The sequence below is a fragment of the Stenotrophomonas sp. CFBP 13725 genome, from assembly GCF_014841935.1.
In the GTDB taxonomy this organism is placed as follows: domain Bacteria; phylum Pseudomonadota; class Gammaproteobacteria; order Xanthomonadales; family Xanthomonadaceae; genus Stenotrophomonas.
In genome coordinates this window covers 151,242-177,782 of record NZ_JACYUV010000007.1, presented here as the reverse complement: position 1 = coordinate 177,782, position 26,541 = coordinate 151,242, and the positions used below count along the sequence as shown (strand labels likewise).

General features: G+C 67.9%; 28 protein-coding genes. 12 read left to right on the top strand and 16 right to left on the bottom strand.

Annotated elements, in window-relative coordinates:
- Positions 1 to 334: 334 nt before the first annotated feature.
- Together IFT65_RS13795 and IFT65_RS13790 are read right to left on the bottom strand one after the other, a co-directional pair.
- The gene (locus IFT65_RS13795; protein ID WP_188326610.1) at positions 335 to 676 is read right to left on the bottom strand and encodes a hypothetical protein; all 342 of its coding nucleotides are present in this window, start codon (positions 674 to 676) and stop codon (positions 335 to 337) included.
- Between the two features lie 124 nt (positions 677 to 800).
- Positions 801 to 1,976: an acetyl-CoA C-acyltransferase gene (locus IFT65_RS13790; protein WP_192081910.1), complete on the bottom strand. Its 1,176-nt coding sequence runs from the start codon at positions 1,974 to 1,976 to the stop codon at positions 801 to 803.
- 184 nt (positions 1,977 to 2,160) lie between these two features.
- Between IFT65_RS13790 and IFT65_RS13785 the strand changes: the two genes are divergently transcribed.
- Positions 2,161 to 5,049, top strand: coding sequence for an autotransporter serine protease (locus IFT65_RS13785; protein WP_192081909.1), 2,889 nt, complete (start codon positions 2,161 to 2,163; stop codon positions 5,047 to 5,049).
- 413 nt (positions 5,050 to 5,462) lie between these two features.
- On the opposite strand, the gene IFT65_RS13780 is transcribed toward IFT65_RS13785, so the two are convergent.
- Positions 5,463 to 6,560, bottom strand: coding sequence for a Glu/Leu/Phe/Val dehydrogenase (locus IFT65_RS13780; RefSeq protein ID WP_188326613.1), 1,098 nt, complete (start codon positions 6,558 to 6,560; stop codon positions 5,463 to 5,465).
- Between the two features lie 324 nt (positions 6,561 to 6,884).
- On the opposite strand from IFT65_RS13780, the gene IFT65_RS13775 reads away from it, so the two are divergent.
- The gene (locus tag IFT65_RS13775; RefSeq protein WP_192081908.1) at positions 6,885 to 7,940 is read left to right on the top strand and encodes an HDOD domain-containing protein; all 1,056 of its coding nucleotides are present in this window, start codon (positions 6,885 to 6,887) and stop codon (positions 7,938 to 7,940) included.
- Positions 7,941 to 8,151: 211 nt separating this feature from the next.
- Here the strand turns inward: IFT65_RS13775 and IFT65_RS13770 are convergent, their stop codons facing one another.
- From IFT65_RS13770 to IFT65_RS13760, 3 genes are read right to left on the bottom strand one after another with little or no spacing between them, the layout of a single operon-like run.
- A complete protein-coding gene (locus IFT65_RS13770; RefSeq protein ID WP_192081907.1) occupies positions 8,152 to 9,720 on the bottom strand; it encodes a phospholipase D family protein in 1,569 nt (522 codons plus the stop codon).
- A 44-nt stretch (positions 9,721 to 9,764) separates the two neighbouring features.
- Positions 9,765 to 10,472 (bottom strand): RNA pseudouridine synthase, encoded by a 708-nt coding sequence (locus IFT65_RS13765; protein WP_188326616.1) that lies wholly within the window; start codon positions 10,470 to 10,472, stop codon positions 9,765 to 9,767.
- A 54-nt stretch (positions 10,473 to 10,526) separates the two neighbouring features.
- Complete coding sequence (locus tag IFT65_RS13760) at positions 10,527 to 11,024, bottom strand: M48 family metallopeptidase (RefSeq protein ID WP_192081906.1); 498 nt, start codon at positions 11,022 to 11,024, stop codon at positions 10,527 to 10,529.
- Positions 11,025 to 11,086: 62 nt separating this feature from the next.
- Here IFT65_RS13760 and IFT65_RS13755 point away from each other — a divergent pair, with 62 nt between their 5' ends.
- Positions 11,087 to 11,644, top strand: a complete 558-nt coding sequence (locus IFT65_RS13755) for a DUF2058 domain-containing protein (protein ID WP_192081905.1) — start codon at positions 11,087 to 11,089, stop codon at positions 11,642 to 11,644.
- 18 nt (positions 11,645 to 11,662) lie between these two features.
- Here the strand turns inward: IFT65_RS13755 and IFT65_RS13750 are convergent, their stop codons facing one another.
- From IFT65_RS13750 to IFT65_RS13740, 3 genes are all read right to left on the bottom strand, one after another.
- Positions 11,663 to 11,929 carry a DksA/TraR family C4-type zinc finger protein gene (locus IFT65_RS13750; protein ID WP_192081904.1) on the bottom strand — a complete coding sequence of 89 codons (267 nt, stop codon included), beginning with the start codon at positions 11,927 to 11,929 and terminating at the stop codon, positions 11,663 to 11,665.
- 90 nt (positions 11,930 to 12,019) lie between these two features.
- The gene (locus IFT65_RS13745) at positions 12,020 to 12,541 is read right to left on the bottom strand and encodes a mechanosensitive ion channel family protein (protein ID WP_223203042.1); all 522 of its coding nucleotides are present in this window, start codon (positions 12,539 to 12,541) and stop codon (positions 12,020 to 12,022) included.
- Positions 12,542 to 12,637: 96 nt separating this feature from the next.
- Positions 12,638 to 12,826 carry a hypothetical protein gene (locus tag IFT65_RS13740; RefSeq protein WP_192081903.1) on the bottom strand — a complete coding sequence of 63 codons (189 nt, stop codon included), beginning with the start codon at positions 12,824 to 12,826 and terminating at the stop codon, positions 12,638 to 12,640.
- Between the two features lie 118 nt (positions 12,827 to 12,944).
- Here IFT65_RS13740 and IFT65_RS13735 point away from each other — a divergent pair, with 118 nt between their 5' ends.
- From IFT65_RS13735 to IFT65_RS13725, 3 genes are read left to right on the top strand one after another with little or no spacing between them, the layout of a single operon-like run.
- The gene (locus IFT65_RS13735) at positions 12,945 to 13,523 is read left to right on the top strand and encodes a sigma-70 family RNA polymerase sigma factor (RefSeq protein ID WP_192081902.1); all 579 of its coding nucleotides are present in this window, start codon (positions 12,945 to 12,947) and stop codon (positions 13,521 to 13,523) included.
- Positions 13,520 to 14,053 carry a hypothetical protein gene (locus tag IFT65_RS13730; protein WP_192081901.1) on the top strand — a complete coding sequence of 178 codons (534 nt, stop codon included), beginning with the start codon at positions 13,520 to 13,522 and terminating at the stop codon, positions 14,051 to 14,053. Before IFT65_RS13735 ends, IFT65_RS13730 begins: the two co-directional genes overlap by 4 nt.
- Before the next feature lie 23 nt (positions 14,054 to 14,076).
- A complete protein-coding gene (locus IFT65_RS13725; protein ID WP_192081900.1) occupies positions 14,077 to 14,952 on the top strand; it encodes a DUF4097 family beta strand repeat-containing protein in 876 nt (291 codons plus the stop codon).
- A 56-nt stretch (positions 14,953 to 15,008) separates the two neighbouring features.
- Here IFT65_RS13725 and IFT65_RS13720 read toward each other — a convergent pair whose 3' ends face one another.
- The 3 genes from IFT65_RS13720 to IFT65_RS13710 form a co-directional block, all read right to left on the bottom strand.
- Positions 15,009 to 15,191, bottom strand: coding sequence for a hypothetical protein (locus IFT65_RS13720; RefSeq protein WP_188326625.1), 183 nt, complete (start codon positions 15,189 to 15,191; stop codon positions 15,009 to 15,011).
- Between the two features lie 11 nt (positions 15,192 to 15,202).
- Complete coding sequence (locus IFT65_RS13715) at positions 15,203 to 15,496, bottom strand: YkgJ family cysteine cluster protein (RefSeq protein WP_188327220.1); 294 nt, start codon at positions 15,494 to 15,496, stop codon at positions 15,203 to 15,205.
- 236 nt (positions 15,497 to 15,732) lie between these two features.
- A complete protein-coding gene (locus IFT65_RS13710) occupies positions 15,733 to 17,094 on the bottom strand; it encodes an Hsp70 family protein (protein ID WP_192081898.1) in 1,362 nt (453 codons plus the stop codon).
- A gap of 124 nt (positions 17,095 to 17,218) precedes the next feature.
- On the opposite strand from IFT65_RS13710, the gene IFT65_RS13705 reads away from it, so the two are divergent.
- Entirely contained in the window at positions 17,219 to 17,554 is a 336-nt protein-coding gene (locus IFT65_RS13705; protein ID WP_188326627.1) for a zinc ribbon domain-containing protein YjdM, read from the top strand.
- Positions 17,555 to 17,582: 28 nt separating this feature from the next.
- Here the strand turns inward: IFT65_RS13705 and IFT65_RS13700 are convergent, their stop codons facing one another.
- Positions 17,583 to 18,710, bottom strand: a complete 1,128-nt coding sequence (locus tag IFT65_RS13700; protein WP_192081897.1) for a transglutaminase-like domain-containing protein — start codon at positions 18,708 to 18,710, stop codon at positions 17,583 to 17,585.
- 231 nt (positions 18,711 to 18,941) lie between these two features.
- Between IFT65_RS13700 and IFT65_RS13695 the strand changes: the two genes are divergently transcribed.
- Genes IFT65_RS13695 through IFT65_RS13680 form a run of 4 tightly spaced genes read left to right on the top strand, consistent with a single transcriptional unit; the run spans position 18,942 to position 21,791 of the window.
- The gene (locus tag IFT65_RS13695) at positions 18,942 to 19,544 is read left to right on the top strand and encodes a hypothetical protein (RefSeq protein WP_188326629.1); all 603 of its coding nucleotides are present in this window, start codon (positions 18,942 to 18,944) and stop codon (positions 19,542 to 19,544) included.
- Between the two features lie 45 nt (positions 19,545 to 19,589).
- Positions 19,590 to 19,766: an oxidoreductase-like domain-containing protein gene (locus IFT65_RS13690; protein WP_192081896.1), complete on the top strand. Its 177-nt coding sequence runs from the start codon at positions 19,590 to 19,592 to the stop codon at positions 19,764 to 19,766.
- On the top strand, positions 19,763 to 20,407 hold the full coding sequence (locus IFT65_RS13685; protein WP_342365893.1) for a DUF998 domain-containing protein: 645 nt from the start codon (positions 19,763 to 19,765) through the stop codon (positions 20,405 to 20,407). Before IFT65_RS13690 ends, IFT65_RS13685 begins: the two co-directional genes overlap by 4 nt.
- Positions 20,408 to 20,459: 52 nt before the next feature.
- A complete protein-coding gene (locus IFT65_RS13680) occupies positions 20,460 to 21,791 on the top strand; it encodes a virulence factor family protein (RefSeq protein ID WP_192081895.1) in 1,332 nt (443 codons plus the stop codon).
- 319 nt (positions 21,792 to 22,110) lie between these two features.
- Here the strand turns inward: IFT65_RS13680 and mprF are convergent, their stop codons facing one another.
- On the bottom strand, positions 22,111 to 24,669 hold the full coding sequence (gene mprF / locus IFT65_RS13675) for a bifunctional lysylphosphatidylglycerol flippase/synthetase MprF (protein ID WP_192081894.1): 2,559 nt from the start codon (positions 24,667 to 24,669) through the stop codon (positions 22,111 to 22,113).
- A gap of 195 nt (positions 24,670 to 24,864) precedes the next feature.
- Between mprF and IFT65_RS13670 the strand changes: the two genes are divergently transcribed.
- Positions 24,865 to 25,212, top strand: coding sequence for a RidA family protein (locus IFT65_RS13670; RefSeq protein ID WP_188326633.1), 348 nt, complete (start codon positions 24,865 to 24,867; stop codon positions 25,210 to 25,212).
- 262 nt (positions 25,213 to 25,474) lie between these two features.
- Here the strand turns inward: IFT65_RS13670 and rnfB are convergent, their stop codons facing one another.
- Complete coding sequence (gene rnfB / locus IFT65_RS13665; RefSeq protein WP_192081893.1) at positions 25,475 to 25,900, bottom strand: Rnf electron transport complex subunit RnfB; 426 nt, start codon at positions 25,898 to 25,900, stop codon at positions 25,475 to 25,477.
- Between the two features lie 25 nt (positions 25,901 to 25,925).
- Positions 25,926 to 26,519: an HAD family hydrolase gene (locus IFT65_RS13660; protein ID WP_192081915.1), complete on the bottom strand. Its 594-nt coding sequence runs from the start codon at positions 26,517 to 26,519 to the stop codon at positions 25,926 to 25,928.
- Positions 26,520 to 26,541: the final 22 nt, after the last annotated feature.

The window sequence follows — 26,541 nt, the reverse complement described above, 5'->3', positions numbered from 1 at the left end:
TTCCCGCCAACGGCCCGCTGCGCTCGCCGACCATGGGTCGGCGCTACCGCTTTTATTTTTTTCCATGCGCGGCGGGCGGCCACGGAACCTGTCAGGGGCCGGGCGGTGGGGCTGGGCGGGGGCGTTGAGCGCCATGGATGGCGCGAAACGAGGCACGCATGGACGCAGTTTTTGCCGTCCCCCGACCAGCCCCACCGCCCGGCCTATCCCACGTACTGCTTCACCGCAGACAGCCGCGAGGGGGTCTCACCCGTTCGACCACCCGAACGACGGGCAAAGAAAAAGCCGCTGGCGAACCAGCGGCTTCTTCAGAACAGCGTGAAGAAAGAAGTTATTACTTCTTGGCTTCTTCAGCAGCGTCCTTGGCCTGCTCGGCGGTGCCTTCGGCAGCCTTGGCAGCGTCGGCAGCGGCGTCAGCAGCAGCGTCGGTGGCAGCGCCAGCAGCCTGACCAGCAGCGTCGGCCGAAGCGTCAGCAGCGGTAGCGGCGGTGTCAGCAGCCTGCTGAGCAGCGTCAGCGGTCTGCGAGCCAGCAGCAGCAGCCTGGTCAGCAGCGGCCTGCGCTTCGGTGGCAGCTTCGTTGGCCGAAGCGGCGGCGTCCTGGGCAGCTTCCTGCTTCGAGCAGGCAGCCAGGGCCAGGGCCAGGGACATAGCAACCAGCAGCTTGTTGATGCTCATTTGGTGAATCCTCGTCGTCGTTAGATAGGCAACGCGCAGTTGCGCGCCGTCAACATGATGACAAGCCAAGATTGGCTGTCAAGCGATCCCGCATTCAGTTTTGCGAAACGGGCGTTAAACTCAATCAAATCAATTCGATGGCAATGGCCGTTGCTTCGCCACCGCCGATGCACAGCGTAGCGATGCCGCGCTTGCCACCGCGGCTGCGCAATGCGTGCACCAAGGTGACCACCAGTCGCGCGCCCGAGGCACCGATCGGATGGCCCAGTGCGCAGGCGCCGCCGTTGACGTTCAACTTGTCGTGGGCGATGCCCAGTTCGCGCATCGGCGCCATGGCCACCACGGCGAACGCTTCGTTGATTTCGAACAGGTCCACATCCTCCAGCGCCCAGCCGGCTTTTTCAAGCAGCGTATGGATCGCACCGATCGGCGCGGTGGTGAACCACTCCGGTTCCTGCGAGTGGGTGGCGTGGGCCACGATGCGCGCCAGCGGCTGCAGGCCGCGCGCCTTGGCATCGTCTTCCGACAGCAGCACGACCGCCGCCGCACCGTCGGAGATGCTGGACGAGCTGGCAGCCGTGACCGTCCCGTCCTTCTTGAACGCCGGACGCAGGGTCGGGATCTTGCCGATGTCGGCGCGTGTCGGCTGTTCGTCGAGGGAAATCTCGACGTCGCCCTTGCGGGTGGTGACCTTCACCGCGACGATCTCGTCAGCGAATGCGCCGTTGGCCTGCGCGGCCTGCGCGCGCTTTACCGACTCGATCGCGTAGGCGTCCTGTTCCTCGCGGGTGAACTGGTACTTGTCCACCGTACATTCGGCGAACTCCCCCATCGCCTTGCCGTCGTAGGCGTTGACCAGACCATCGTGGGCCATGTGGTCGACAGCCTGGAAGTTGCCGAAGCGGTTGCCGGTGCGCGAATTGGGCAGCAGGTGCGGCGCATTGGTCATCGATTCCATGCCACCGGCCACCACGATGCGGGCCGAGCCGGCCTTGATCAGATCGTGCCCCAGCATGATCGCCTTCATGCCCGAACCGCAGACTTTGTTGAGCGTGGTGGCGCCGGTGGACAGCGGCAGTCCGCCGGCGATGGCCGCCTGGCGGGCAGGGGCCTGGCCCAGGTTGGCCGGCAGCACGCAGCCCATGATGACTTCAGAAACATCCGCAGCAGGGACACCGGACTGTTCCAGCGCGGCGGCGATGGCCGCTGCGCCGAGGGTCGGGGTGGGCACGCCGGTGAACTGGCCGAGGAAGGAACCGATGGCGGTGCGCTTGGCGGCGGCGATGACGATGTTGGACATGGCAATCTCGTTGTTGCGTGAGCAAATTCGGAAAAGGAGACGCGAGGCGTTGGATAGCGACGCAAATCCCGGCAGACTGCGTGGGGGACGCCCAGTATAGGCGGTGACCCTGACCGCTGCTGTCCACGCAGGCTCACACGCAGCGGCGACGGCACTACTCGACACCATCGACGGGGATGCAGGGATGACGCACGTTCACGAGTCGTATCGCGGGTCCATCCGGTCCGCACTGGCCGTTGCACTGGTGGCTGCACTGACGGCTTGTGGCGGAGGTGGCGGGGGCGGCAATGTCCGCGTGGATCCCCCTGTGCCGCCGCCGGTCACACCGCCTGTCACGCCGCCGCCGACCACGCCGCCGCCGGTGACGCCTGATCCACCGCCGCCGCCGCAACCCAGCCTGCAAGGCCACCTGACGGCGGTGAATGCGCTCGGCACCGGCTTGACCGGCCAGGGCGTGCGCATCGGCGTCGTCGACTCCGGGGTCAACCGCAGCCATCCCGCGCTGGCAGGACGTGTCGCGGCCAGTTACAGCTACGTCGACCCACGGGCCAACGACCTGACGCGTGACGATGTGGTCGGGCATGGCACCACCGTCGCCATGCTGGCCGCCGGTGGCTCTTACGCCGGTGCGCAGGTGGGCGTGGCGCCCGGCGCCGAGGTGGTGTCGGCACGGATCATCGCCGACACGCGGCCGGTGGATGATGGGTCAGGCTCCGGTAACCAGGTCGACGGCCCGATCGGCTTGGCCGGTGTTCACCGCGACCTGATCGCGGCCGGTGTGAAAGTGATGAACAACTCCTGGGGCGGCCTGTACTGGACCAGCCCCGCGACCACCGCGCAGATCGCCGACGAGTACCGGTCCTTCATCATCGGCAATGATGGGCTGGTGGTGTTCGCCACCGGCAACGACGGCAGGAACACGCCCTCCAACATGGCGGCCTTGCCCAGCCGCCCCGGCAGCGGCGGCACGTTGCCCGCCGCGGATCTGGCACGCGGCTGGCTGGCGGTGACCGCTGTGGACACGGTGAATCCGACCGAGCTGGCGAACTACGCCAATGCGTGCGGCGAGGCGGCCAGCTACTGCCTGGCCGCGCCTGGCACGGCGGTGTATCCGGATCCGCAGGCGACCACGCAGGCCGCTACGTTTTATTACGGCTGGGGCACGTCGTATGCCGCCCCGCTGGTCTCCGGCGCAGCTGCATTGGTCTGGCAGCGCTTTCCTTATTTCAGCAACGACCTGGTCCGGCAGACCCTGCTCGGCACTGCCACCGATCTCGGCGCGGCCGGCGTCGATCCGGTGTTCGGCAATGGGCTGCTCAACGTCGGCAAGGCGGTGGACGGTCCCGGCCGCCTCGACTGGGGCGACGTCACCGTCAACGTCAATCGGCTCGGACTGGATTCGGTGTGGCGCAACGATATGAGTGGCACGGGTGGCCTGATCAAACAGGGTGCAGGCGCGCTGGGGCTGGCGGGACGCAATACCTATTCCGGCAGCACGCGCATCGAGCAGGGCACGCTGGCCCTGCGGGATGGGGCCTCGATCAATTCCAGCGTCAGCATCCTGCCGCAGTCCGGCAATGCCAGTGGCGCGGGGCTGCAGTTCATGAACGGCAGTACCCGTGTGATCGGCAACGTGGACAACGGGGCCAGCGTGATCCTGACCAGTGCGAACGCCGACGCCACGATCGAGGGCAATTACGTGCAGCGTGACGGGGCCCAGCTGATGGTGGCGCTGGGCGTGAATCCACTGCAGGTGACCGGCACGGCCACGCTGCAGGGCGGGGGGGTGCTGGTCAACGGCGTCATCGCCGGCTACGTCCCGGCCGATGGCAGCCGGCAGGCGCTGCTGCGCGCACAGGGGGGACTGTCCGGGCAGTTCAACACGGCCGCGAGTGGGCAGAACGGGGTTTCGCTTCTGGAATCGCGCTACGGCTATGACAGTACGTCGGCATGGCTGGAGCTGACGCGGGTGAGCGTGGTGGCGGCCGCCGGCGCGGCGTCATTGGACGCGCAGGCGATGGCTTCCGCGCAGCGGGTGGAGCGGGCTTTTGAACAGCTCGATGGTAATGGCGCTGCGCAGGCCAGTGCGTTTGCCGGTGCGGCTGCCGACCTGCAGCGCGTGAACGGGGGCGCAAGCGGGCTGGCGCAGAGCCTGGACAGCCTGTCCGGCAAGGCGCACGCGGTGGCGGCCCAGGCGACGTTCGACAGCATCGACATGAGCCGGCGCGCGATCGCCAGCCGCTTCGGCCAGGTACAGGCCGCGCCTGCGGTGCGCGGTGCGTGGCAGAGCGCGTTGGGTGAAGCGGGGCAGGGCCACTTCGCCGGCAACGCGACGCAGAGTGACGGCTGGATGGTCGGCCAGGAAACGGCGCTGGCAGGCAACGGTGTGCTGGGCGTGGCCTTCGGCGAACTACGCAGTGCGGCCGGTGGCACGGACGACGGCGGCACCGGGCGTGATCGGCAGGCGCAGGGGCAGCTCTACGCAGGATGGACGGCGGGACGCGGCTATGCCCTGGCGCAACTGGGGGTTGGCCAGTTCCAGCGGCAGGTGGATCGGCAGCTGCTGCTGGGCAGTACGGCGTTGGCGGCGGGTGCGCGCTACGGCGGCCGTTTCGGCAGCGCGAGCGTCGAATCCGGCCTGCGGTTTGGCACCGCGCGTGCTGCGCTGACCCCTTATCTTGCGGCAAGCGTGGTGCAGGTCCGCTCGGACGGTTTCAGCGAGCAGGGCGGTCTGGGCTTCGGCCTGCGCACGCAGGACAATACGGCCCGTCGCAGCCTGGCGATGCTGGGCCTGCGTGCAGAGCGCCAGTGGCATGCATGGACGCTGCGCGGTTATACCGAATGGCAGCAGGAATTGTCCCGCGATGGATTCGATCCGCAGGCCAGCTTTACCGGCATTGATGCGTTCGCGCCGTTGACGGCGGGTGGCTTGCCGCGCGCATCCGGGCTGGCAGGCATTGGGCTGGAAACTTGGCTCGGTCGCCAGGGGCGGCTCACCTTTGGGTATGACCAGCGTTTTGGCGGCGGTTTGGATGTATCGCAGGTGGCCATGCGCTACGCCGCCGGGTTCTGACCGGCGACAGGCGGGTAGAGCCGACTTCAGTCGGCTGCACCTGCCGCGGCGACAACAAACGGCAGCCGACGGGTAGAGCCGACTTCAATCGGCTGCACCTGCCACGGCGACAACAAACGCCAGCCGACGGGTAGAGCCGACTTCAGTCGGCTGCACCTGCCGCGGCGACAACAAACGCCAGCCGACGGGTAGAGCCGACTTCAGTCGGCTGCACCTGCCGCGGCGACAACAAACGACAGCCGACGGGTAGAGCCGACTTCAGTCGGCTGCACCTGCCGCAGCGACAACAAACGACAGCCGACTGAAGTCGGCTCTACCGGTCGGTTTTAGCTGCCGGGGTGGCGGCGAAGGGCAGCCGACTGAAGTCGGCTCTACCGGTCGGCTCTACCGTCGGCGTCACCGGCGCGGGAGGCTTAGCCGGCGCGCAGGTCACCCAGGCGCGGCGTGGCGCGGCCCAACGGCATCTTGAGCTTGCCGATGGACTGGATGCGCGCTTCTGCGATGCGATCAGCGGCGCGCGGTGGGGCGATGTTCTCGCGCTGCGACAGCTCGAAGACGCGCCCGAGGTTGTGGTAGATGCTGCGGATGAGGCGCATGGCGCGCTCGCGGTTGTAGCCGTCGATTTCCAGCGAGACGTTCATGACGCCGCCGGCATTCACGGCGTAGTCGGGTGCGTACAGGATGCCGCGCGCATGCAGTTCGTCGCCCACGTCGGGGCTGGCCAGCTGGCTGTTGGCGGTGCCACAGATGATGCGGGCCTTGAGACGCGGCAGCACATCCAGGCTGATCGCGCCTTCCAGCGCACACGGTGCGAACACGTCCGCGTTCACCTCGTGGATTTCATCGGGTTTGACCGCCTCCGCGCCGTACTCGGTCACGGCGCGCTCGACCAGCGCGGGGTTGAGATCGGTGACGAACAGCTTCGCCCCCCGGTCACGCAGCAGCTTCACGAACTCCATGCCGATGTGGCCCAGGCCCTGCACGGCGATGCTGGTCTTGCCCACTTCTTCATGGCCCAGCTTGGTCTGCAGCGAGGCCATCAGGGCCTGCAGCGCGCCGTAGGCCGTGAACGGCGCCGGATCACCGGATCCGCCGTGCACCTGGTGCACGCCGGTGACGAACTGGCTTTCCAGGTAGATGTTTTCCATGTCGTTGACATCGGTGCCGACGTCTTCGGCGGTGATGTAACGACCGCCCAGCGCATCGACCTGGCGGCCGAACGCGCGCAGCAGCACTTCGGTCTTGTCCGTGCGCGGGTCGCCGATGATCACCGCCTTGCCGCCACCGACATTGAGGCCGGCCAGCGCGTTCTTGTACGTCATCGTCCGGCTGAGCCGCAGCACGTCGGCCAGCGCCTCGTCGGTGCTGGCGTACGGGCGCATGCGCACACCGCCCAGGGCGGGGCCCAGCGTGGTGTTGTGCAGGGCGATGATGGCCCGCAGACCGGCGTCCGGGTTGTGGCAGAACACCACCTGTTCATGACCGGTGGTTGCGAGGGTTTCGAATAACATGGCGACTCCGTTGACGTGATCAGCGGCGAACCACTTCGAACACGCCGGCAACGATGAGGGTGCAGAAACAAAAAAAGCGACTTCGTCAGTTCTGGAGACGGGTCGCGCGGCGCCATTCTAGTCCATTCCCTGCCGCCCCGCTGTTCACATCCCGGCGCTGGCACGTGCCGGCCTAAAGAAGCCGCCCGTGGGGCCGATGCTGGAGACACGGCGATGTCCGCCATGCGAAAGGATGGGTGCAGTGGCAGGTGTGGTGACCAATATGGGGTGGGTCGGCTGCTGCGGCACGGAACGCGTCCGCCTGCTACCCGGCGGGGCCGGTCGATGACGGGGTTTGCGCGCTGGTGGTGGGGCCTGTTCGGGCGCCCGCCCGGGCGGACCTCATCGCGGCTGCATCAGCGCGCTGACTATGCAGAGCAGGTCCAGCGCGTCGCCGACTCCCTTGCACCGGTCGCGCAGGACGATGCAGAGGCGCGACTGCATGCGGGCCTGTACGCGCTGGCCCTGCACCCGGCGCTCGACGGCGGCTGCCCGCCGAACCAGGCCCTGCTGGAGGCGACACGGCAGGCCCTGCAGCGCAGTGACTGGAATGCCCGCCAGCTGCCGCGACGGCCGCAACTGCTGCCGCAGCTGATCCAGACGGTCAACGATCCGGATGGTTCTGCGCGTGCCACGGCCGCCATCATCGGCCAGGATCCGGTGTTGACCGGCAACCTGCTGCGGATCGCCAACAGTCCCGCGTTCCGCATGCAGGAGCGACCGGTCGACAGCCTGCAGCGCGCGATCACCCTGGTAGGCACCGAAGGCATCCGGCAGATCATCAGCGCGGTGCTGGTACAGCCGGTGATGCACATCCAGTGCCAGGCGTTTCCGCAGTTCAGCACCATCATCTGGGAGCACGCGCTGCTGTCGTCGCGCGCGGCCGCTGACCATGCCCGTACGGTCAGCCAGTGCGATCCGTTTGCGGCCCAGTGGCTGGGGCTGACCCAAGGGCTGGGCGCGGCGCTGGTCATGAAGGCGCTGGTGCAGGAAGCGGAGACGCTGCAGGTGGCCGTGGACTATCCCAGTGCAGAAGCACTGCTGCGCCAATGGACGTTGCCGGTGGCGCAGCGTATCGCCGCCGCCTGGGAGCTGCCCCTGCCGGTGCATCAGGCGCTGGAACCCGAGCATGCCGGCAGTGGCCTGGCACAGAGCCTGCGCTTCGCACGGGCGGCGGCAGCGGCCAGCCTGTTGGCACGACATGGGCATATGGGTCAGAGCCAGGGCCTGGCCTGGCTGGAGCAACTGCCGGGTACCCCGGCGCATGCCCTGTTGTGGATCTGGCGCCGCCTGCATGGACGATCAGTGGAAACCCTGGCGGACGAGCACGCCGACGCCTGACACATCCGCCGAGCACGGCTCGGCGCTACAGGCACTCCGCACGGCCGCAGCGACGCACCGCCCGGCCCGGTAGCGCCGAGCCACGCTCGGCGAGCGCAGCGGCAGCCCGCACGGCCCGGTAGCGCCGAGCCACGCTCGGCGAACGCAGCGGCAGCCCGCCCGGCCCGGTAGCGCCGAGCCACGCTCGGCGAGCGCAGCGGCGCACCGCGGTCTAGAGCTGCGACTCCAGCGGCAACCAACTGATCACGCGCGCACTCGCGCGCATGCGCAGGCTGCTGTCCGGTTCGGTGGTGACCCAGTGCGGCGACTTGTCGCGTTCCAGCCAGCGCACGTCGCCGGCCGGATCCAGGCCCAGCCACCAGCTCTGCTGCGGGCTGGACAGGCGCAGGTACTCCTGCGTCAGCTGCGCGGCCAGCACCGGGTCATCGAAGATCACGCCCATTTCCGTATTGAGGTAGGCCGAGCGTGGATCCAGGTTGAACGAGCCCACGAAACCATGCCGGTCATCAAGCACGAAGGCCTTGGTGTGCAGGCTGGCGCCACTGCTGCCGAACAGGCCCGAGCTGGTTGCCTTGCCATGCGCTTTCAGTTCGTAAAGCTGCACGCCGGCCTGCAGCAGCGGTGCCCGGTAGGTCATGTATCCGCCGTGCACGGCCACCACATCATTGGCCGCCAGCGAGTTGGTGACCACGCCCACCTGTACGCCGCGCTCGCTCATCATCGACAGGCCGTCCAGCCCCTCGTTGCCGGGCACGAAATAGGGCGAGATCAGCAGCGCCTTGTGCTGGGCGCTTGTCATCATGCGCACCAGATCGGTGACCAGCCAGTTGTGCTGGTCGTCGCGCTTGTGCTTCATCGGCGGATCGGACGCGATGCGGACGTTGGCACTCCAGTGCAGCGGTGCCGCACTGGCGCGGACACGCTGCCGCGATGCGGCCACTTCCTTCAGGTAGGGCGTGGCGGCATCCCGCTTGGCCTCGTTGTCGGACTCGCGCAGCAGCAGGCGCAGCTCGGCCGGCGTGTGGAAGGCCAGCGCGCCGATCGGCACGGCGGCCTCGCTGTTCCAGTAGTCGTCGAACACCCGGTTGGCGTCGTCCACGGCCTCGCCGGCGACCAGTAGATCCAGATCACGGAAATTGACGTCCGGACGCGCGCTGAAATACTCCTCACCGATGTTGCGGCCGCCGACGATGGCCACGCGGCCATCTGCGATCCAGCTCTTGTTGTGCATGCGATGGTTCACCGAGAAAAACCGCTGCACCATTTCGACCAGCCGCCACAGCCCGGCTCGGTTGCGGAACGGGTTGTACAGGCGGATCTCGATATTGGGATGCCTGTCGAGCGCCATCATCAGCGCGTCCTTGTCCTGCGCGTTCATGTCGTCAAGCAGGATGCGCACGCGCACGCCGCGCGCGGCGGCATCGTGCAGGGCACGCGCCATCAGGTGGCCGATCAGGTCGTCCTGCCAGATGTAGTACTGCAGGTCCAGGCTGCGCTCGGCGCGCTCGGTGATGACCGCTCGGGCCGCGAAGGCATCCAGGCCATCGGACAGGAACGCCACACCGGACTGGCCCGGATGGGCAGCCTGCAGTGCACTGATTTCGCGATCGATGCGGGTCTGCGCCGGTTGCACCGGCAGCACGCTCGACGGTGTGCCACGGGCCTGCGGTGTCAGCCGGTCCGCCAGCAGCAGGCCCGACAGCACCAGCAGCACCAACAGGCAGATCAGGATGGCCAGTACACGCAGCAGCCGGCGCCACAGGGGCAAGGGTTCAGTCATCCCCTGACTGTAACCGGCACCGCAGTGCAGAGGGAGTGCAGCCGTCAGAAGCGCTCGTCAGAGCCGAGATAGCGCCACTGGCCCGGTGCCAGCTTGCCCAGTGATACGCGGCCGATGCGCAGCCGGCGGATCGCAACCACCTCCATCGAGGCGATGGCGCAGGCTTCGCGCAGCATGCGCGGATGCAGACCCTTGCCGGCGAAGCGCAGGCGCTGTTCGCTCTGCCAGCTGATCTTGCAGCCAGGAATCGTTCGGCCGTTTTCCTTCAGCCCGGTCTGCAGGCGCGCCACGTCCCACATGGCCCGCTCGCCCTGCACATCGACCAGGAACTCCTGTTCGGTGCGGGACAGCTGCTGCTGCAGGTGGGTGATGATCAAGGGATCCTGGCTGACGACCACCAGCCCGCTGTCCGACGCCGGCAGCGAGGCCGCCAACTGCAGGCCGTGGAAATGCCGCTGCAGCGGGCGGATGCTGCCCAGGTCCAGCGGACTCTGCGATTCGGGCGTGATCAGCGCGCTCAGCGTGTGCGCGGCCGCATCGATCGGCTTGGCCAGCAGCATCGTGACCCGCTCGGATTTCTCGTCGCGCGCGGCCGGATCCAGCTCCACCGTTTCCGTGGTCACCTGCGCCTGCGGCTGCTCGACCACCTGCCCATCCACGCGCACCCAGCCGCCTTCGATGTAGCGGCGGGCTTCGCCACGGGGGCAACCGAGCAGTTCAGCGAGGCGTTTGTCCAGACGGGTCGGGAGCATGGGGCAGGGATCTCCAAGGGGCGCGCAGTGTACCTGTCGCGGCGCGCGGCTGCTTCAGCCGCTGCGGTTGACGAGTTCGGTGAGGTACAGCCGGGTATCGAATTCCAGCTGCAGGTAGTCCGGTTCCATGTGCTGGCACAGCTGGTAGAACGCCTTGTTGTGGTCGGCCTCTTTCAGGTGGGCCAGCTCGTGCACCACGATCATGCGCAGGAACGCCGCCGGTGCCTCCCGGAACACGCTGGCCACGCGGATCTCACGGCTGGCCTTGAGACGCCCGCCATGTACGCGCGAGATCGCGGTGTGGGTACCGAGGGCATGCTTCACCACCTCCAGCTTGCTGTCGTAGCAGACCTTGTTCAGATGCACCGATTTGCGCAGGTAGCGGTCTTTCAGCTCCTGGGTGTAGTCGTACAGCTGGCGGTCGTTGCGCACCTCGTGCAGCTCCGGGTAGCGGCGCTGCAGCACGGCACCCAGCTTGTCTTCGGCCAACAGGGTGCGGACCTGGTCGAGCAGGGCGTCGGGGTAGCCGGTCAGGTATTTCAGCGAAGGCATGGGGCCGCCGGGGCTCCGGTATCATGGGGGCCTCCTACGATAGAACAGTTGCAGGCACGATCATGGCAAAGCCCAACGCGCTGCAGGAACAATTGCTCAAGGCCGGGCTGGCGAAGAAGTCGCAGGCCAGTGCCGCCGCCCGTGACCAGGCCAAGGCCCGGCAGGGCAAAGCGCCGGATGCATCGGCCGAGGTCCAGCGTGAGGCCGAGCGGGTCCGGCTGGAGAAGGTCGAGCGTGACCGCGCCATCGCCGCCGAGCGCAACGCGCAGCTGCGGGCGACCGAGCAGAAGGCGCAGGCACGGCAGATCGTGAAGACCCACGCGGTGCCGCATGCAGGCGAGAGCGAGTATCGCTTCAGCGACGGCGATGCGATCCGCACCTTGTGGATCGATGCCAAGCTGCGCAAGGCGCTTTCCGCCGGTGCGCTGGTCATCGTGGCCAACGGTGAGGGCCATGCCCTGCTGCCGCGCGCTGCGGCGGAGAAGGTGCGCGAGCGTGCGCCGGAGCTGGTGGTGGTCGATCATGGCCAGGCCGGCCAGAGCACGGTGGCTTCGACCGGCAACGCCGAAGATGACGCCTACTACGCGCAGTTCCAGATTCCCGACGACCTGGTCTGGTAACCGCCGCCGGGGCCGCCCTCAGCGCAGCTGGCTGTCCTTGCTGCCTCGCCGGTTGTAACCGGACTGGGCGTGCTCGTCTTCATCGTGTGCCTGCTGGCAGGACACGCACAGGCGCACGCCGGGCACTGCCTGGCGCCTGGCCAGCGGAATCGGTGCATCACATGCTTCGCAGTGTTCCAGCCCAGGCCCTTGCTTGAGCTGGCTGCGCGCGCGTGCGATGGCGTCATCGACGGTGGCGTCGATCTGGTCCTGTACTGCGCCGTCCTGTGCCCATCCGGTGGCCATGGCCCGTCCTCCACGTGTTTGCCAGCAGACAGCGTAGGCCTGGGAAGGTGTAGGGCAGGTTGAGGTGCGGCGGCTCGGGGTCGGACGGGCTCAGCCGTCGCCCTGGATGCCACCAGGCGCGGTCGACGGATCCCGCCAACGCCGTACCGTACGCTGGAAGAACAGATTGTTGGGCAGCTGCAGCACCGTGCCCTCATGGCCGTCGCCGGTTTCCTGCAGCGTGGTGTAGATCAGGTTGACGTCGATCACGCGCCCCTTCAGGCCCGGCTTCTCGCCGTTCTCCAGGACTTCGATGTAGTCATGCAGGCGGAACGGCCGCGTGGTGAAGATCAGCAGGGTGCAGAAGATGTTCGACAGCACGCTCCACGCGGCGAAGAAGGCCACCGCGCCGACCGCTGCAAAGCCGGTGAAGGCGGTCCACAGCACGGACGCCGACGTGCCCAGGATGTGCAGGATGACCAGCAGCGCGCCGAAGTAGACGATGAAGCTGGTCAAGCGCCGCGCGCCCATCACCATTTCCAGCGGCAGCGTGTAATGGGCGGCGAAGCGGCGGATCAGCCGCCGGGCGATGAAGCGCAGCAGCCACGCCGCCAGCAGGGTCAACAGGACCATGCCGATCAGCTCGGCCTGTTCAAGCCAGGCATGGGTCCACGGCGGCAGGTACTTCTCCATGCAACAACATCCAATCAGACACGGGGGAGCACGATGTTACGCGTGCACTGCCCATGATTCGACCTTCGGCCACGTTGCGGGTGGACCGGTGCAGGCCAGCGTGTGGGCGCCACGCAGCAGGCAGGCCTGCTGCGCCTGCAGGCTGATCCGCAGATGCAGGGGATTGCCCTGCAGCAGCGCGCAGACGAGGATGGCCAGCAGGCCACTGACTGCAGGGGTGGACATCATGTCGCTCCGTGGCCATGGCGGGCCGGTGGGGTGTACGGCTTGGATGCCCTGACCGGCAGAAAGGTTTGAATCCGGCGGCTTTAAACCTTTTCTTTCGTGGCGGCATCCAAGGGTCATGTTCGATACGTTGATGCCAGAACGCGACACCGCTTCCCCCGCCGCCTACGACGAGCGGGCCGTGGTACGCGCGGCGGTTGCCGGCGATGTGGCGGCCTACGAGCAGCTGTATCGCCAGCATGCCCCGCGTCTGTTCGCGGTGCTGTGGCGACTGTGCGGTGGGCAGCAGGCGCGCGCCGAAGATGCGCTGCAGGACGCCTTCCTGCAGGCATGGAAAGCACTGCCCGCGTTCCGCATGGAGAGCAGCCTGGGCACCTGGTTGCATCGGCTCGGCGTCAATGCCGCCCTGATGGACCTGCGTGCGCAGGGGCGCCACGACCATGACAGCCTGGAGGACAGGGACCGGGAGCTGCCCGGGATGGGCGTCGATGATCCCTGCGCCGGCACCGAGCGTGACCTGGAACGTGCCCTGGCCCGCTTGCCGCCACGTGCACGTGCGGTGCTGGTGCTGCATGACATCGAGGGCTGGAAACACCACGAGATCGCCGAACAGCTGCAGATGGCGGTGGGTACTTCAAAAGCGCAGCTGCACCGTGCGCGCGGCCTGCTGCGTGCGCGACTGGGAGACATGACATGACGCACCACGATGACCTTGACCACGCGCGGGACACGGCGCTGCTACGTCAACTGCGGGACCTGCCGCGCGAGATGCGCGTGCCTGCCGACGGTTGGACCCGCTTGCAGGCCGCGCTGCCGGTGCGCGCTGCGGAGGAACAGCCCGGGGCGAAGGTGATCCCGTTGCGGCGCCTGCGCCATGCACGCTGGTCGCTGCCCGCAGGCGCTGCGCTGGCCGCCAGCCTGGCGCTGTACTGGGTGTTGCCCTTGCCACTGCAACCCGCCGCGCCGCCGGCGCCCACGGTGTTGCAGCAGCAGGCGGCCGTCATGACCGACGCGTACCGCCAGGCCATGGCGGCCCTGCCGCCGGTGGATGCGCCGGAGTGGCGGCCGGCGCTGGTGGAACTCGACCACGGCGCCGACCAGATCCGCGACGCGTTGCAGCAGAGCCCGCGCTCGCGCCATCTTCTTGAACAGCTGCAGCGCACCTACGCACTGCGGTTGGAACTGACCCGGCAGGCAACACGCGCTGCCTCCGGCCTGCCCACCTGATCCTGTTTCCCGAGGTAACGACCATGCGCCCCTTTCTCCTTTTGTCTGCGTTCGCGCTGCTTGCTTCACCGGCATGGGCCGATACGCGTGTCGATGAGCGCCATGCCATCGCGCCCGGCGGACGGATCGAAATCAGCAACATCGCCGGCAAGGTCACCGTGCGCGGCTGGGATCGCCGCGACGTGCAGCTGACCGGCACGTTGTCCGACGGGCTGACGCTGAAGCCGGAAAAGAGTGCCAGCCGCGTGCGCTGGGAAGTGGTCTACCCCCGCCGCAGCAACAGCGGTGGGGCCACGCTCGAGGTCTTCGTGCCGCGCGGGGTAGAGCTGCAGCTGGAGACGGTCAGCGCGGATATCGATATCGCCGGCATCGACGTCAAGCGGGTGCAGGCCAACACGGTCAGTGGCGATGTGCGAGCGGCCGGACGCAGTGCGGAGGGCACCCTCAACTCTGTCAGCGGTGACGTGGACACCGAGTTGCAGACCACTCGCATGGAGGCGCGTACGGTCAGCGGCAGCATCCGTGCCGGTGGCGGACTGTCGGGGGAGATCGGCGCGACCACGGTGTCGGGTCAGGTCGGCGTAGAGGCGGGCCGCACGCAGCGGCTGGTGGTGGAAACGGTGTCCGGCCGCATCGATCTGTCAGCGGCAGCGTTGGCGCCGGGCGGACGGATCAGCGCGCAATCGGTCAGTGCGCCCATATCCCTGCGGGTGCCGGCCACCGTGTCGGCCCAGCTGTCGATCGACAGCTTCAGTGGGAACATCCAGAGTGATGCCGGAAACGTGGAGCGGCCCCGGCATGGTCCCGGCAGCACGCTGGACACGCGGCTGGGGAGCGGCGACGGCGATATCAGCCTGCAGTCACATTCGGGCGGGGTACGCGTGCGCCTGGACCGCTGAGCGGCAGGGCATGCAGGCCGGCCGCGGCGGTGCAGCCGCCGCGGTCGCCGACACGGTCAGCTGGCTTTCTTCAGCGACCAGGTGTTGCCAAGTACTTCGATCTTGCCACCCGCTTTGCGGAACGCGGCCAGGTCGGCGGCGATGCTGTTGCTGCTGGGCGTAGAGCTGGACGAACCGCTCTTGCGCTCATTGCGGATGGTGTTGCTGGCCTTCGCGGGGGTCTTTGCCTTGCGGGGCATGGTTGCTCCTGTCAGGGTGAAGGGTGGGGGGAGGTCCAGGCATCTGCCTGGTGCTGGTAATCCTGCCGTTCGCGCTGGCAGTCATCGCCGCCCATCTTGAACTGGCGACAGATCGCGGGGCGCTGCGTATAGATGCTGCAACGCAGGTGGTACGGGTCGATGGCTGCACACCAGCCTTCTTCGTTCTGCGCCATGCGACGGCCGCCCCGGCCGTCACTTTCCACGAACCAGATGGGGACGTCATCGCCCGGCATCAACCACACCGGCAGCCGGCAACAGACGGCATCGCATCGACGGCAGTCGATGGGGGCGGGTGCCTGCTCAGGTTGTACGGCCTCGTGGGCCTTCGTAATGCCCAAGGATGGTCTCGATCGCGGCTCGGAAGCGTGGCCATGGCAGAGCCAGGAGCCATGGCCGGAAGGCCCGCGGACGGGCCGTTGCACGCAGTGACACATCGCGCACGCAGGTAGAACGTGCGCCGACGGAATATGCGGATGGTTGTCAAGCCGGTCGAGTTTAACGCGGATCGCTTCGGGATATGTTAAGGGGTGCCGGCGGCCGCCAATGCCAGCCCCTGCACCACGCCGAACGAGGCATCGCCGTGGACCTGCCGGGCATCCGGGAAGGCCGCTGCCGCGACCTGCCGCAGATAGCCTGCGCGGGACATGCCCCCGGTCAGGAAAACCGCATCCGGCTCATGCCCGATGTCCTGCCGGACCTGGGCCAGCAGCTCCTGCAGCTGCCCCAGGTAGGCATGTGCGGCCTGTCCCAGTCCGTCGGCAGAGGTGTCAGCCTGCAGCCCCTTTTCGATGAACGGCAGCGGACTGGCATGGGCGGGCGTGCTGCTCAGGCTGATCTTGGCCCGCTCCACTTCACGGTACAGCCGTGCGGTATTGCCGGTGTCCTGCAGGGCCTGCAGGCGGCTGCCGTACGGGTTTTCAACGTGATCGTAGGTGTGCTGGCGGAAGTCGCGCTGGCGCGTCATGTCCTGCACCGTGGCCGCCTCCACATAGTGGTGGGTTGGCACGCGGGTGATGCCGCGGCCGAACAACGGCATGTACGCCGCCAGACTCAGCGCCAGATCGATATCGGTGCCGCCGCGGGCGATGCCCCAGGCCCGGTGGATGCGCGGGGCTTCACCGCCGCCCACCCGCGCATGGGCGATGTCGGTGGTGCCGCCGCCGATGTCTACGATCACGGCGTCATGGGCGTCGCTGCTGGTGGCGTGGTAGTGCATGGCCGCCGCTGCGGGTTCTTCCAGGAAGTCGACCTGGTCGAAGCCGGCCGCGACCGCTGCCTCGCGCAGGATGTCCAGCGCCTGGTCGTTGCCGGCATCGCCGATCGAGCTGCGGAACTGCACCGGGCGGCCCAGCAGCGCCTCGCGCACGGGCACGCCAAGCTGGGCGCTGGCGGTGAGCCGGATGTGCTCGAGGATGTGCGTGGCGATGCCGGTGATGGTCTGGCGGGCACGCGGATGCAGGTTGTAGCCCAGCATCGACTTCGGGCTCTGCACCAGGTTGCCCTCGTTCTCTTCGAAGTAGGCTTCCAGCGCCTCATCGCCATACACCGCGTTCTGCAGCAGCTGGCTGGAGCTGCGTGGTTCGGCCATGCGACGCTCCATCCACTGCCGGCGCAGGGTGCGCAGGGCCTCGCGGCGGAGGGCTTCCAGCGGACGCGGGTGGCCGGCGGCACGGGCTTCGCGCGCGGCGGTGTCGATCAGCTCCTGCAGCTCATGCTCCTGCCCTGGCTCAAGGGTGAACTCACCGGGGTCCTGCATGATGCCGGGAAAGTACACCGTGGTCCGGAACTGGTCGGCGTCGCCGAAGCGGATCGGCTCCACCCGCCCATCGCGGACGATGGCCGCGGCGGAGTTGCTGGTGCCGAAGTCGATGCCCAGGCGCATGTTGGGGCTTCCGTGATTGCAAGGGCCGCGCACTGTAGCGCGCCGGCCGGCGCAGCGGTAGGGCAGGGCGCGGGGGCCGCCCGGTTACAATGGGGGCTGTCGAAATTCTGCAAGGTCCCGCCTGATGTCCGCCACCCCTCCCTGCCCGCAATGCACCCTGGAAAACACTTACGCCGATGGTGCGCTGATGATCTGCGCCGACTGTGGCTTCGAGTGGACGGCTGAAGAGAGTGTCGGCTCCAGCGTGGTGGTGCGGGACAGCAACGGCAACGTGCTGGCGGCCGGGGACACGGTCACCGTGATCAAGGACCTGAAGGTCAAGGGCTCGTCGATTCCGCTGAAGCAGGGCACGGTGATCCGCAACATCCGCTTGGTGGAAGACGATGCCGAACACATCGAAGGCAACTCGGAGAAGATCAAGGGCCTGGTGCTGAAGGTCTGCTTCCTCAAGAAAGCCTGATGCGTGCGCCGCCGGGCAGGGCTCGGCGCTACAACGCCGCATGGGCGGCCTGCTGGTGCCGCCAGCGCTGCAGGCTGTCCAGTTTGCTCTGGTAACGCGACTGTTGCGCTGCTCCACCCAGCTGCTGCGCGCGCTGCAGTTCGCGCCCCGCGCGCGGCAGGTCACCGGCCATCACGTAGACACGTGCCAGCGCGAAGTGGAACTGGTGGGCGCTGTCGTACAGCCGCAACGCCCTGCGATAGAAATGGATGGCGCGATCACTGTCGCCCGCGCGTTCGGCCTGCGTGCCCAGCAGGTACTGCACGAAGGGATCACGTTGCCGCACGTGCTGCAGGCGCTGCTGCAGGCGCGCTGCTCCCGCGCGGTCGCCCATGCGGGCCAACAGGCTGCTCGCGTTGATCAGGCTGGGGGTGTGGCGGGGCGAAATGCGCAGCGCTTCCATGTAATGCGCTCGCGCCAATGACAGGTTTCCCTGGCGGCCTTCCAGCACGGCGAGGTTGTTCAGGGCTGCACTGAAGCCTGCCGATTGCCGCAGGGCAGCGTCGAACCATGCGCGCGCGGCGACCACGTTGCCCGCCTCCAGCTGCGCTGCGCCGCGGTTGTTGTAGAAATGGGCGAGGGCCCGCGCATCGTCGATCGGGCGCGGTCCCTTTCGGTCATAAAGGACGTTGCGGTCAAGGTCCACCGTGCCGCTTCGTCCGTTGACCTCGATCCCCGCGTTGACGTGGCCCACGTTGTAGAGCACGCCTTCCTCCTGGTACCACGACACCACCTGGTCCACTTCCTGCACGCGGGCCTGGATGCCGGCGCTGCGCGCGAGGGCAACGAACAACAGGGTGAAGGACAGGCAGTTCGCGCGTCGCTGCTGCCAGGTCTCGCTGACGGTGAGCGTCGCGGCCGCGTCGTACTGAAGATCCATGCCGTCGCGGGCGAAGATCATCTCGACCAGTTGCTGGAGGCGCGCTTCGCGGTCGGGTCCGGCGGAGATCACCCGTTGCCGCAGCAGCGCCTGCAGGCCGGGCGGCACCGCGACGATCTGCGACGCCGATGGTGGGGTGTCCGCAGCCAGTGCCTGCACCGAAGCGCCCTGCGTTGCGGGCAGCGCGAAGGCGGACACGCTGAAGAAAACGAGCAGCAGCACCGGCCAGCGCGTCATGGCGGTTCTCCGTGGGCACGCGGGTGCCTCTTCGAGCGAGTCTAGCGCCGGCGCGTGCCCCCGCAAGACCGCCCGTCGGCCGGTTGCGCTTCATCCACAGCGGGTGTGGACGAGCGCTCCATAAAGCTGTGCATAAGTGCCCCCGCCCCAAGCGCAGCAAGCATCATGAAGGGGTGGTGAAAAACTAGCCAGTGCTTGCGTGCGCAGGGACTGGCGGGCCATGCTGCGGTCATGGAATTCCAGCCTATCGTTCTGCCTGCCGCGCAATGGACCGAGCTCGAAGCGTGTTACGCCTCGCCGCCGCGTGCGTATCACCATTTCGGCCATGTGCGCGCGCTGCTGCAGCACTGCCAGTGGGTTGCCGATGGCCCCGGCTGGGCACAGCCACGCGAGGTGTATCTCGCCGTGCTGTACCACGATGCCGTCTACGAAAGCGGTCGCAAGGACAACGAGGCGCGCTCTGCCGCCCTGGCGGTGGAGGCGATCACCCGCTGGTTGCCGGACGAAGGTATCGACGCGGGCAGAGTGAGCGAGCTCATCCTGCTGACGGCGCAGCATGGTGGGCTGCAGCCGGCCGATGTGGATGCGGACGCCGCGCTCTTCCTGGACTGCGACATGGCTATCCTCGGCGCGCCCGCCGAGGTCTTCGATGCCTATGATCGGGGCGTGGCGGAGGAATATGCCGGGACGGTTCCCGGCTTCCTGTACCGGGCAGGACGGCGGCGCTTCCTGCGCGGCGTGCTGCGGCAGCCGCGCATTTTCCTCAGTGACACCTTCCACCAGCGTTTCGATGCGCCTGCGCGGGACAACCTGCAGCGGGTGGCGGGCCGCTGAATCGGCTCGTTACACTGACCGCCCCTTTGTTGTCGGCGTGCCTGCGTGGCTGATCCTGATTCCGATCCGCGTCCTGTTCCCCCAGAAGCGCCCGGCCCGAACGAGTGCTGCGGGAGCGGCTGCCCCCTGTGCGTGCTGGATCTGTATAGCGACGAACTGCAGCGTTACCGGCAGGCCTTGGCCGAGTGGCAGGCGCGGCATCCTGAGGATGCCGCGAGGTGAGTCGCCAGGAGGGGCTGCGCACGGCGAGCGGGGTTGCACTGTTCGCTTTGGCGGGTTTCATCGTCATTGCACTGTCCACGCAGTTTCTTCGTGATGATCTGGATTGGATGCAGGCGACGTTGAGCCTCTACCTGCGCGGGCCATGGGGGCTCATGTTGCGGCTGGCCTATGCGCTGCTGGCGCTGGCGCTCGTGCTGCTCGGCACCGCCCTGTTCCGGTATGCCCGCGGCCCTCGCCGTAGTGGGGCGGCGCCGTTGCTGTTCGCCATGGCGGCCCTGGGACTGGTCGGCGTGGCGGTCGGGGACAGTTGGCTGCCCACCCATGCGCCGCTGGTGTGGCCCTTGGCCCACGGGGTGGCGGCCAACACTGCGTTCCTGTGCGCCAGCGTGGCGATGCTGCTGCAGGCGTGGTATCTGCGTTGCGAACCCGGCTGGGAACGCAGGGCCACCCGGTTGTGGTGGTGGGCGTGGCTGGCCTTCGGGCTGCTGTGGATGCACGTCCTGTGGCGTGCACCGCCCCGCGGTGCGGGACAGAAGCTGGTGATCGCGGTCATCGTCGCGTGGCTGGTGGCAGTGGCATGGGCCGGGTGGCGGCGCGGGGCCCTGCCGGTGGATGACCACGACAGGATCGGCATCGCCTAGCGCACGCGCGCAGGCGTATCGTTGCGGCATAGTCCGATGTCGGGAGCAGTGCATGCGGTTTGCGGGGACGTGCAGCGGGATGCTGCTGATGTTGACGATGCTGGGGGCGCTGCCGGCCGATGCCGGCGCGCTGCAGGTCAGCCATGGCCGCTTCCAGCAGGTGCCGGTGCAGCAGCCGGAAACGGCGCCGCAGCGGGTGGTGATCTGGTTCCATGCAGCCGGCAAAGCGGCGCTTGCGCAGCGGGAACGTGCTGCGCTCGCCGACGATGGTGCGCTGGTGGTGGCGGTCGACCTGGGCCAGTTGCAGGCCGCACTGCGCCGAGAGCACGCGGGCGACTGTGCGTTCGGCTCTGGTGATGTCGAGAATTTTTCCCGCTGGCTGCAGGCCTACCTGCGGCTGCCCGGTTACCGGCTGCCCCTGCTGGCGGGTGACGGCGAGGGCGCGGCCTTCGCGTATGCGCTGGCGGCCCAGGCCGATGCAGGCGTGTTCGCCGGACTGCTCACCACGCAGCTACCGGAGGCGCCTGTAGGGCAGCGGATGACCTGCGGCGCCGGTATCGCAGCAGGACGTCTGCAGGCCAGCGCTTTCTCGCTGCCCTGGTTGGACGCACGCGATGCGCAAGGCCACGCAGAGCACGCACTGCTGCGCGACGTGGCACGTGCCCGGTCCTTCCGGCGAACCGCGGACGGTGACGCGGTGCCGGGGCTGCGTGCCGCAGCGCGGGTGATCGGTGCGGCACCGGGAGTCAGCGTTGCGCCGCCACCGGCCGGACTCGACGACCTGCCGGTGGTGGAAGTGCCTGCGGTGGGCGCAGGTGACACGATGGCGATCTTCGTCTCCGGCGATGGGGGCTGGGCCGGGCTGGACAAGGACGTTGCCGCCGCACTGGCCGCGCGCGGGGTCGCCGTAGCCGGGGTGGACTCACTGCGCTATTTCTGGAGTGCACGTACACCGGCGGGATTCGCTGCTGATCTTGCCCGCATCGCGACACACTATCAGCAGCGCTGGCAGCGCCCCAATCTGCTGCTGGTCGGCTTCTCGCAAGGCGCGGATGTACTGCCCGCGAGCATCAACAAGTTGGACCCGGCGCTGCGGGCACGGGTCGATCTGATTGCGCTGATGTCAGTGGGGCGCACGGCGGACTTCGAGTTCCACGTAAGCAACTGGCTGGGCAGCAACGACGATGGCCTGCCGATTGCCCCCGAAGTGGCGAAGCTGCCTGCTGCGAAAACGCTGTGCATCTATGGGGCCAAGGATACGGATGCCCTCTGCCCCGACCTGCCGCCGGGCAGCGTGCGGGTGCTGCAGCTGCCGGGTGATCATCATTTCAACGGCGACCACGACCGTCTGGCCGCCGAGATCCTGAAAGCGGCAGGCCGCTGATCGTCAACCCCAACGTGAAGCACAAGCAGCCGCCCGGTAGTGCCGACTTCAGTCGGCACCGTGAAGCACGAGCAGCCGACTGAAGTCGGCTCTACCCGTGGATGGGTGCACGCGACACAGCCGCCGCCCGGTAGTGCCGACGTCAGTCGGCACCGCGAAGCAGGAGCAGCCGACTGAAGTCGGCTCTACCGGTTGATGGTGCGCGGTGCAGCAGCCGTTGGGCGCAACCCGTGATGGTGCACGCGATGCATGGGCAGCCGTTGGGTAGTGCCGACTTCAGTCGGCACCGTGAAGCAGGAGCAGCCGACTGAAGTCGGCTCTACCGTCGCGGTTCCAGCGAGATCAATCGGGTGGCATCCAGCAGGGCAGCGGGTAGATGGACGCCACCCGGTGCGGCCAGGTAGCGCGGTCGCCACTGCGGCGCGAACTTGGACTTGAAGCGGCGCAGCCCGCTGAACCCGTAGAAGCGTTCACCATGGCGCGCCACCAGCGAAGCGACGCGGTTCCACCGGCCCGCAAGGCGATGGGTGGCCAGCCCGGACAAGGGCGCCATGCCGAGCGAGAACCGTGTATCGCCTTGTGCGCGGGCCCACAGGAACAGCTCGATGAAAAGAAAGTCCATCGTGCCTTTCGGTGCATCGGGCAAATGGCGCATCAGATCAACCGACAGCTCATGCCCCGCTGGTGCGTGCCATAGGTTGGCGAACGCCACGATGCGCCCCTCTGCCTCGACCAGCGCGATCGGAAAGCGGGCCAGGTAGGTGGGATCGAAACTGCCCAGTGAAAAGCCTTTCTCTTCGCCCGCCTTGTCGTCCAGCCACGCGGTGGAGATCAGCGAGAGCGCCGGAATCAATGCAGGAACTTCGTCGGCAGCGGCGACGCGGAACGTCAGTCCACTGCGCTTGCCCCGGTTCCAGGCCTGCCGCAGATCAGCACGGTCGCGGCCCTCCAGGGTGAAATCCTGCAACGGCACCATGGCTTCCTCGCCCAGCTTCACCAGCCCAAGGCCCAGATCCAGGTAGGTCTGCCAGTACGCTTCGCCGACCTGGTAGAACACCGGCCGTAGCCCCAGCCGGTCGGCCTCTTCGCGGAACTGCCAGATCAGGGCGCGCGCGATGTCCGGCGGGCCCACCGGATCCCCCATGGCGATCAACGAGCCGCCATGGCGCTGCATCATCACGAAGCCCAGGCCCTGCGCATCGCGCAGTACCGCTTTGTCCGCGGTGAGAACCAGGCAGGCCTGCGTATCCTTCGCCTGTGCCAGCACCGGCGTGAGGGCCTGCAGTGTCGCGTCGTCCGCCGGGGGCAACGGGCCCCGCGTGCTGTGCAGCAGCCGGCCCAGGCCGAAGATGGCCACGGCCATCGCCACCACCAGCAGCGCACGCAGCGCGCGGGGGGCGTTGCCGGACAGGGCGAACTGCCACCAGAGTTCATTCTGGTACTCGACGTGGCTGTAGACGAAGAACAGCAGCCACACTACCGCGACCAGCACCAGACCCAGGTTGCGGATCCACGGCCACGACCACGCCTGGTCAAGCAACGCGCCCTCGCGGTAGAACTCGCGCCGCGCGCTCCACAGCGCCACCGCGACCACCAGTGCGGCCAGCGCGATCAGTACCTGGCCGCCGCGCAGCCAGATCGGGAGCGGCGACGCGACGCAGATCGCCACTGCCAACATCCAGGCGGCATGGCTGCGTCGCGCCAGGCCCTGGGCGATCAACAGCAGGACCACGCCCGCCAGGCTGCCCAGCAGGTGCGAGGTCTCCAGCAGCGGCAGCGACGCGGTACGCAGGTAGCGATGGGTGGCCGGCAGGGTGCCGTCCACGATCAATGCCGCGCCCACGCTGAAAACCGCCAGCGCGATGATGTTCGGTAGCCAGGGGCGCAGGGTCTTCCAGCCTGCGCGCGTCACGCCGGCGCTGGCACGCAAGGGACGACGCAACGTGGGCGCTGCGGCCAGCACGGTGGCCAGCAGCAGCGGCAGCACGTAGTAGGTGATGCGATAGACCAGGGCGGCGGCCAGTACCGCGCCGGGGGCCACCTGCGGCAGCAGTTTCAGCAGGCTCCACTCGAACACGCCGAGCCCGGCGGGTACCGTGGATATCAGGCCCGCCAGCACGGCGACCAGGTACAGGCCGACGAAGCCGGGCAGGCCGGTCGGTGCCGAGTCGGGCAACAGGACATAGAACGCCGCAGCGGCCAGGACCAGTTCCACGATGCTGAGCGCGGTGACGGCCAGCATCGTGCGGCGGTCGGGTAGCCACAGGCCGTGGCCGAGCAGCGAGAAGGTGCGCCCCTGACGGCCGACCAGCAACGCCGCGCTGGCATACGCCAACAGCAGCAGCACGCCGAGTGCCTGCAGCGCGCCGCTGTGCAGGGGAAGCGCCAGCGCGGCCGCCGCCGGTTCCAGGCTCAGGGCAACACCGAGCAGCACCCAGGCGCCAAAGACGAAACCGAGCGTGCTCATCAGCACCACCTGGCCGATCTGTGCCAGGTCCAGGCCAGCGTTGCGGTAGCCCCGCAAGCGAACGGCGCCGCCGGTCAACGCGGCGAATCCCACGGTCTGGCCAAGCGCATGGGCGAGGAACGCGGTAATGCCGATGCGCGCGGGGTGCACGCGGACGCCACTGCGATGCAGACCGATCGCATCGAAGCCGATCAGGCAGGCATAGCTGGCCAGACCCAACAGCACGGCCAGCAGCAGTTGGCCTGCACTGAAATCGTGGAAGGCCTGGCGCACGGCACGGTACCCATGCGCATCGAAGGCGCCTGCCAGCCCATGCAGGGCCAAGGCCAGCACCGCAAGCGGAAAGAGCACGGCGAACACACGTTTGACGCGCAGTGACGTCGTGGAAGAAGGCGCGGTCGTGTCGGTCATGGTGAGAAGGTGGGCCAAGGATGGCGACGGAGGCGTCAATGCGTCGAAGCTGCGCACTTTGCGCCGGGTTGGATGATTTTGCCAGCGGGATGGAGCGCAGGTGAGGGAGCGCACGTTGATGTCCATGTACTGCCCACAGTCGCGCCGTGGTGGAGGACAATGGGGGTCCGTTTCGTCCAAAGAGGAGCCACGCCCATGTTGGAGCGTTTCGATGTTGGTCCACGCATGTCCGAGATGACCGTGCACAACAAGGTCGCTTACCTGTCCGGACAGATTCCCGAGGACACCAGCCAGGACATCACCGGGCAGACCCGGCAGGTGCTGGAAGAGATCGACAAGCTGCTCGGGCAGGCGGCCAGTGACAAGCAGCACGTGCTGCGCGCGGAGATTTTCCTCGCCGACATGGCGGATTTCGATGGCATGAACGCGGCGTGGGACGAATGGGTCGTGGCAGGGATGACGCCCGCCCGTGCGACCGTGGAAGCCAAGCTGGCGCACGCCGAGTGGAAGGTCGAGATCGTGGTGACGGCCGCCGTCCCGTAAGGGCGGTTGCCCGGGTCCCGCTGTCAACGCGAGGGCCGGAGCTGCGGGGCTGCCTGCAGGTGGGGCGGGGTGGGTTGGCGGGGGACGGCGAGGGCCGCATCCGTGCGGGCTTCACCCCCCAGCTTTGGTTATCTGTAGCGCCGACCCATGGTCGGCGGAATGTTCCCGCCAAGGGCCCGCTGCGCTCGCCGACCATGGGTCGGCGCTACCGTCCTGCGGCGGCCAGCAACCGGACGTGGCGCTTCACCCTGTCGCGAGGGGCTCAGTCCGTTCGACCGGGCACCAGCACGATGCAGTCCACCGGGCACGGGGGAATGCACAGCTCGCAGCCGGTGCACAGATCGGCAATCACCGTGTGCATGTACTTGGCGCCACCGACAATGGCATCGACCGGACAGGCCTGGATGCACTTGGTGCAGCCGATGCAGTCCGCTTCCACCACCAGCGCGACCTGCGGTGGCTTATGTACGCCGCGGGTGCGGTCGAAGGGCACGGCCGGCACGCCCAGCACCTGCGCCAGTGCGCGCGCGCCGGCGTCGCCGCCCGGCGGGCAGCGCTCCACGCCAGCGACGCGGCGGGCCATCGCATCGGCGTACGGGCGGCAGCCCTCGAAGCCGCACTGGCCGCACTGGGTCTGCGGCAACAGGCGGTCAAGGCGCTCGACCAATGGAGGAAGCATCGTGCTCATGCGGGGCGAAGGCTGCGCAGGGGACTCATGGGGTCAGGGGTTTTCCGCGGTACCAGCGGTCATGGGCGAGGGCCAGCATCGGCCGGTCTTCGCTGCTGTCACCGTAGGCGTGGATGCGTGCGTAGCGGTCCAGGTCGAACCGTTGACGGATCTGCTGCGCCTTGCGTGGGCCACAATCCGTGCCGGCGTAGCAGCCGGTCAGACGACCATCGCGGCTTTCCAGCCGGTTGCAGATCAACTGCAGGCCCAGCGCCGTGCACCAGGGCTGAAGGTACAGGTCCACCGACGCCGACACCACGGCCACGGTATGCCCCTGCGACTGGTGCCATCGGATCTGCTCCAGCATCTCCGGCCGCACCATGTCCGGCAGCAGGTCGCGCGCATAGCCGGCGGCCAGCGCGGCGATATCGTCTGCGTGGCGGTCCCGCATCACCAGCGCGGTGACCCGTGCGCGGATACGCGCGGCAGAGATCAGCCGTAGCCGGTACGCGGCCAGCCACGGGCCCACCGTCCACCACGCGCGTGCGCGCTGTTCCGGCGTCGCGACACGGCGCAGGAAACGGCTGTAGGTATCGCGCGTGGTGATGGTGTGGTCGAAGTCGAACAGCGCCAGTTCCATCGCACCCTCCGTGGCGACCATG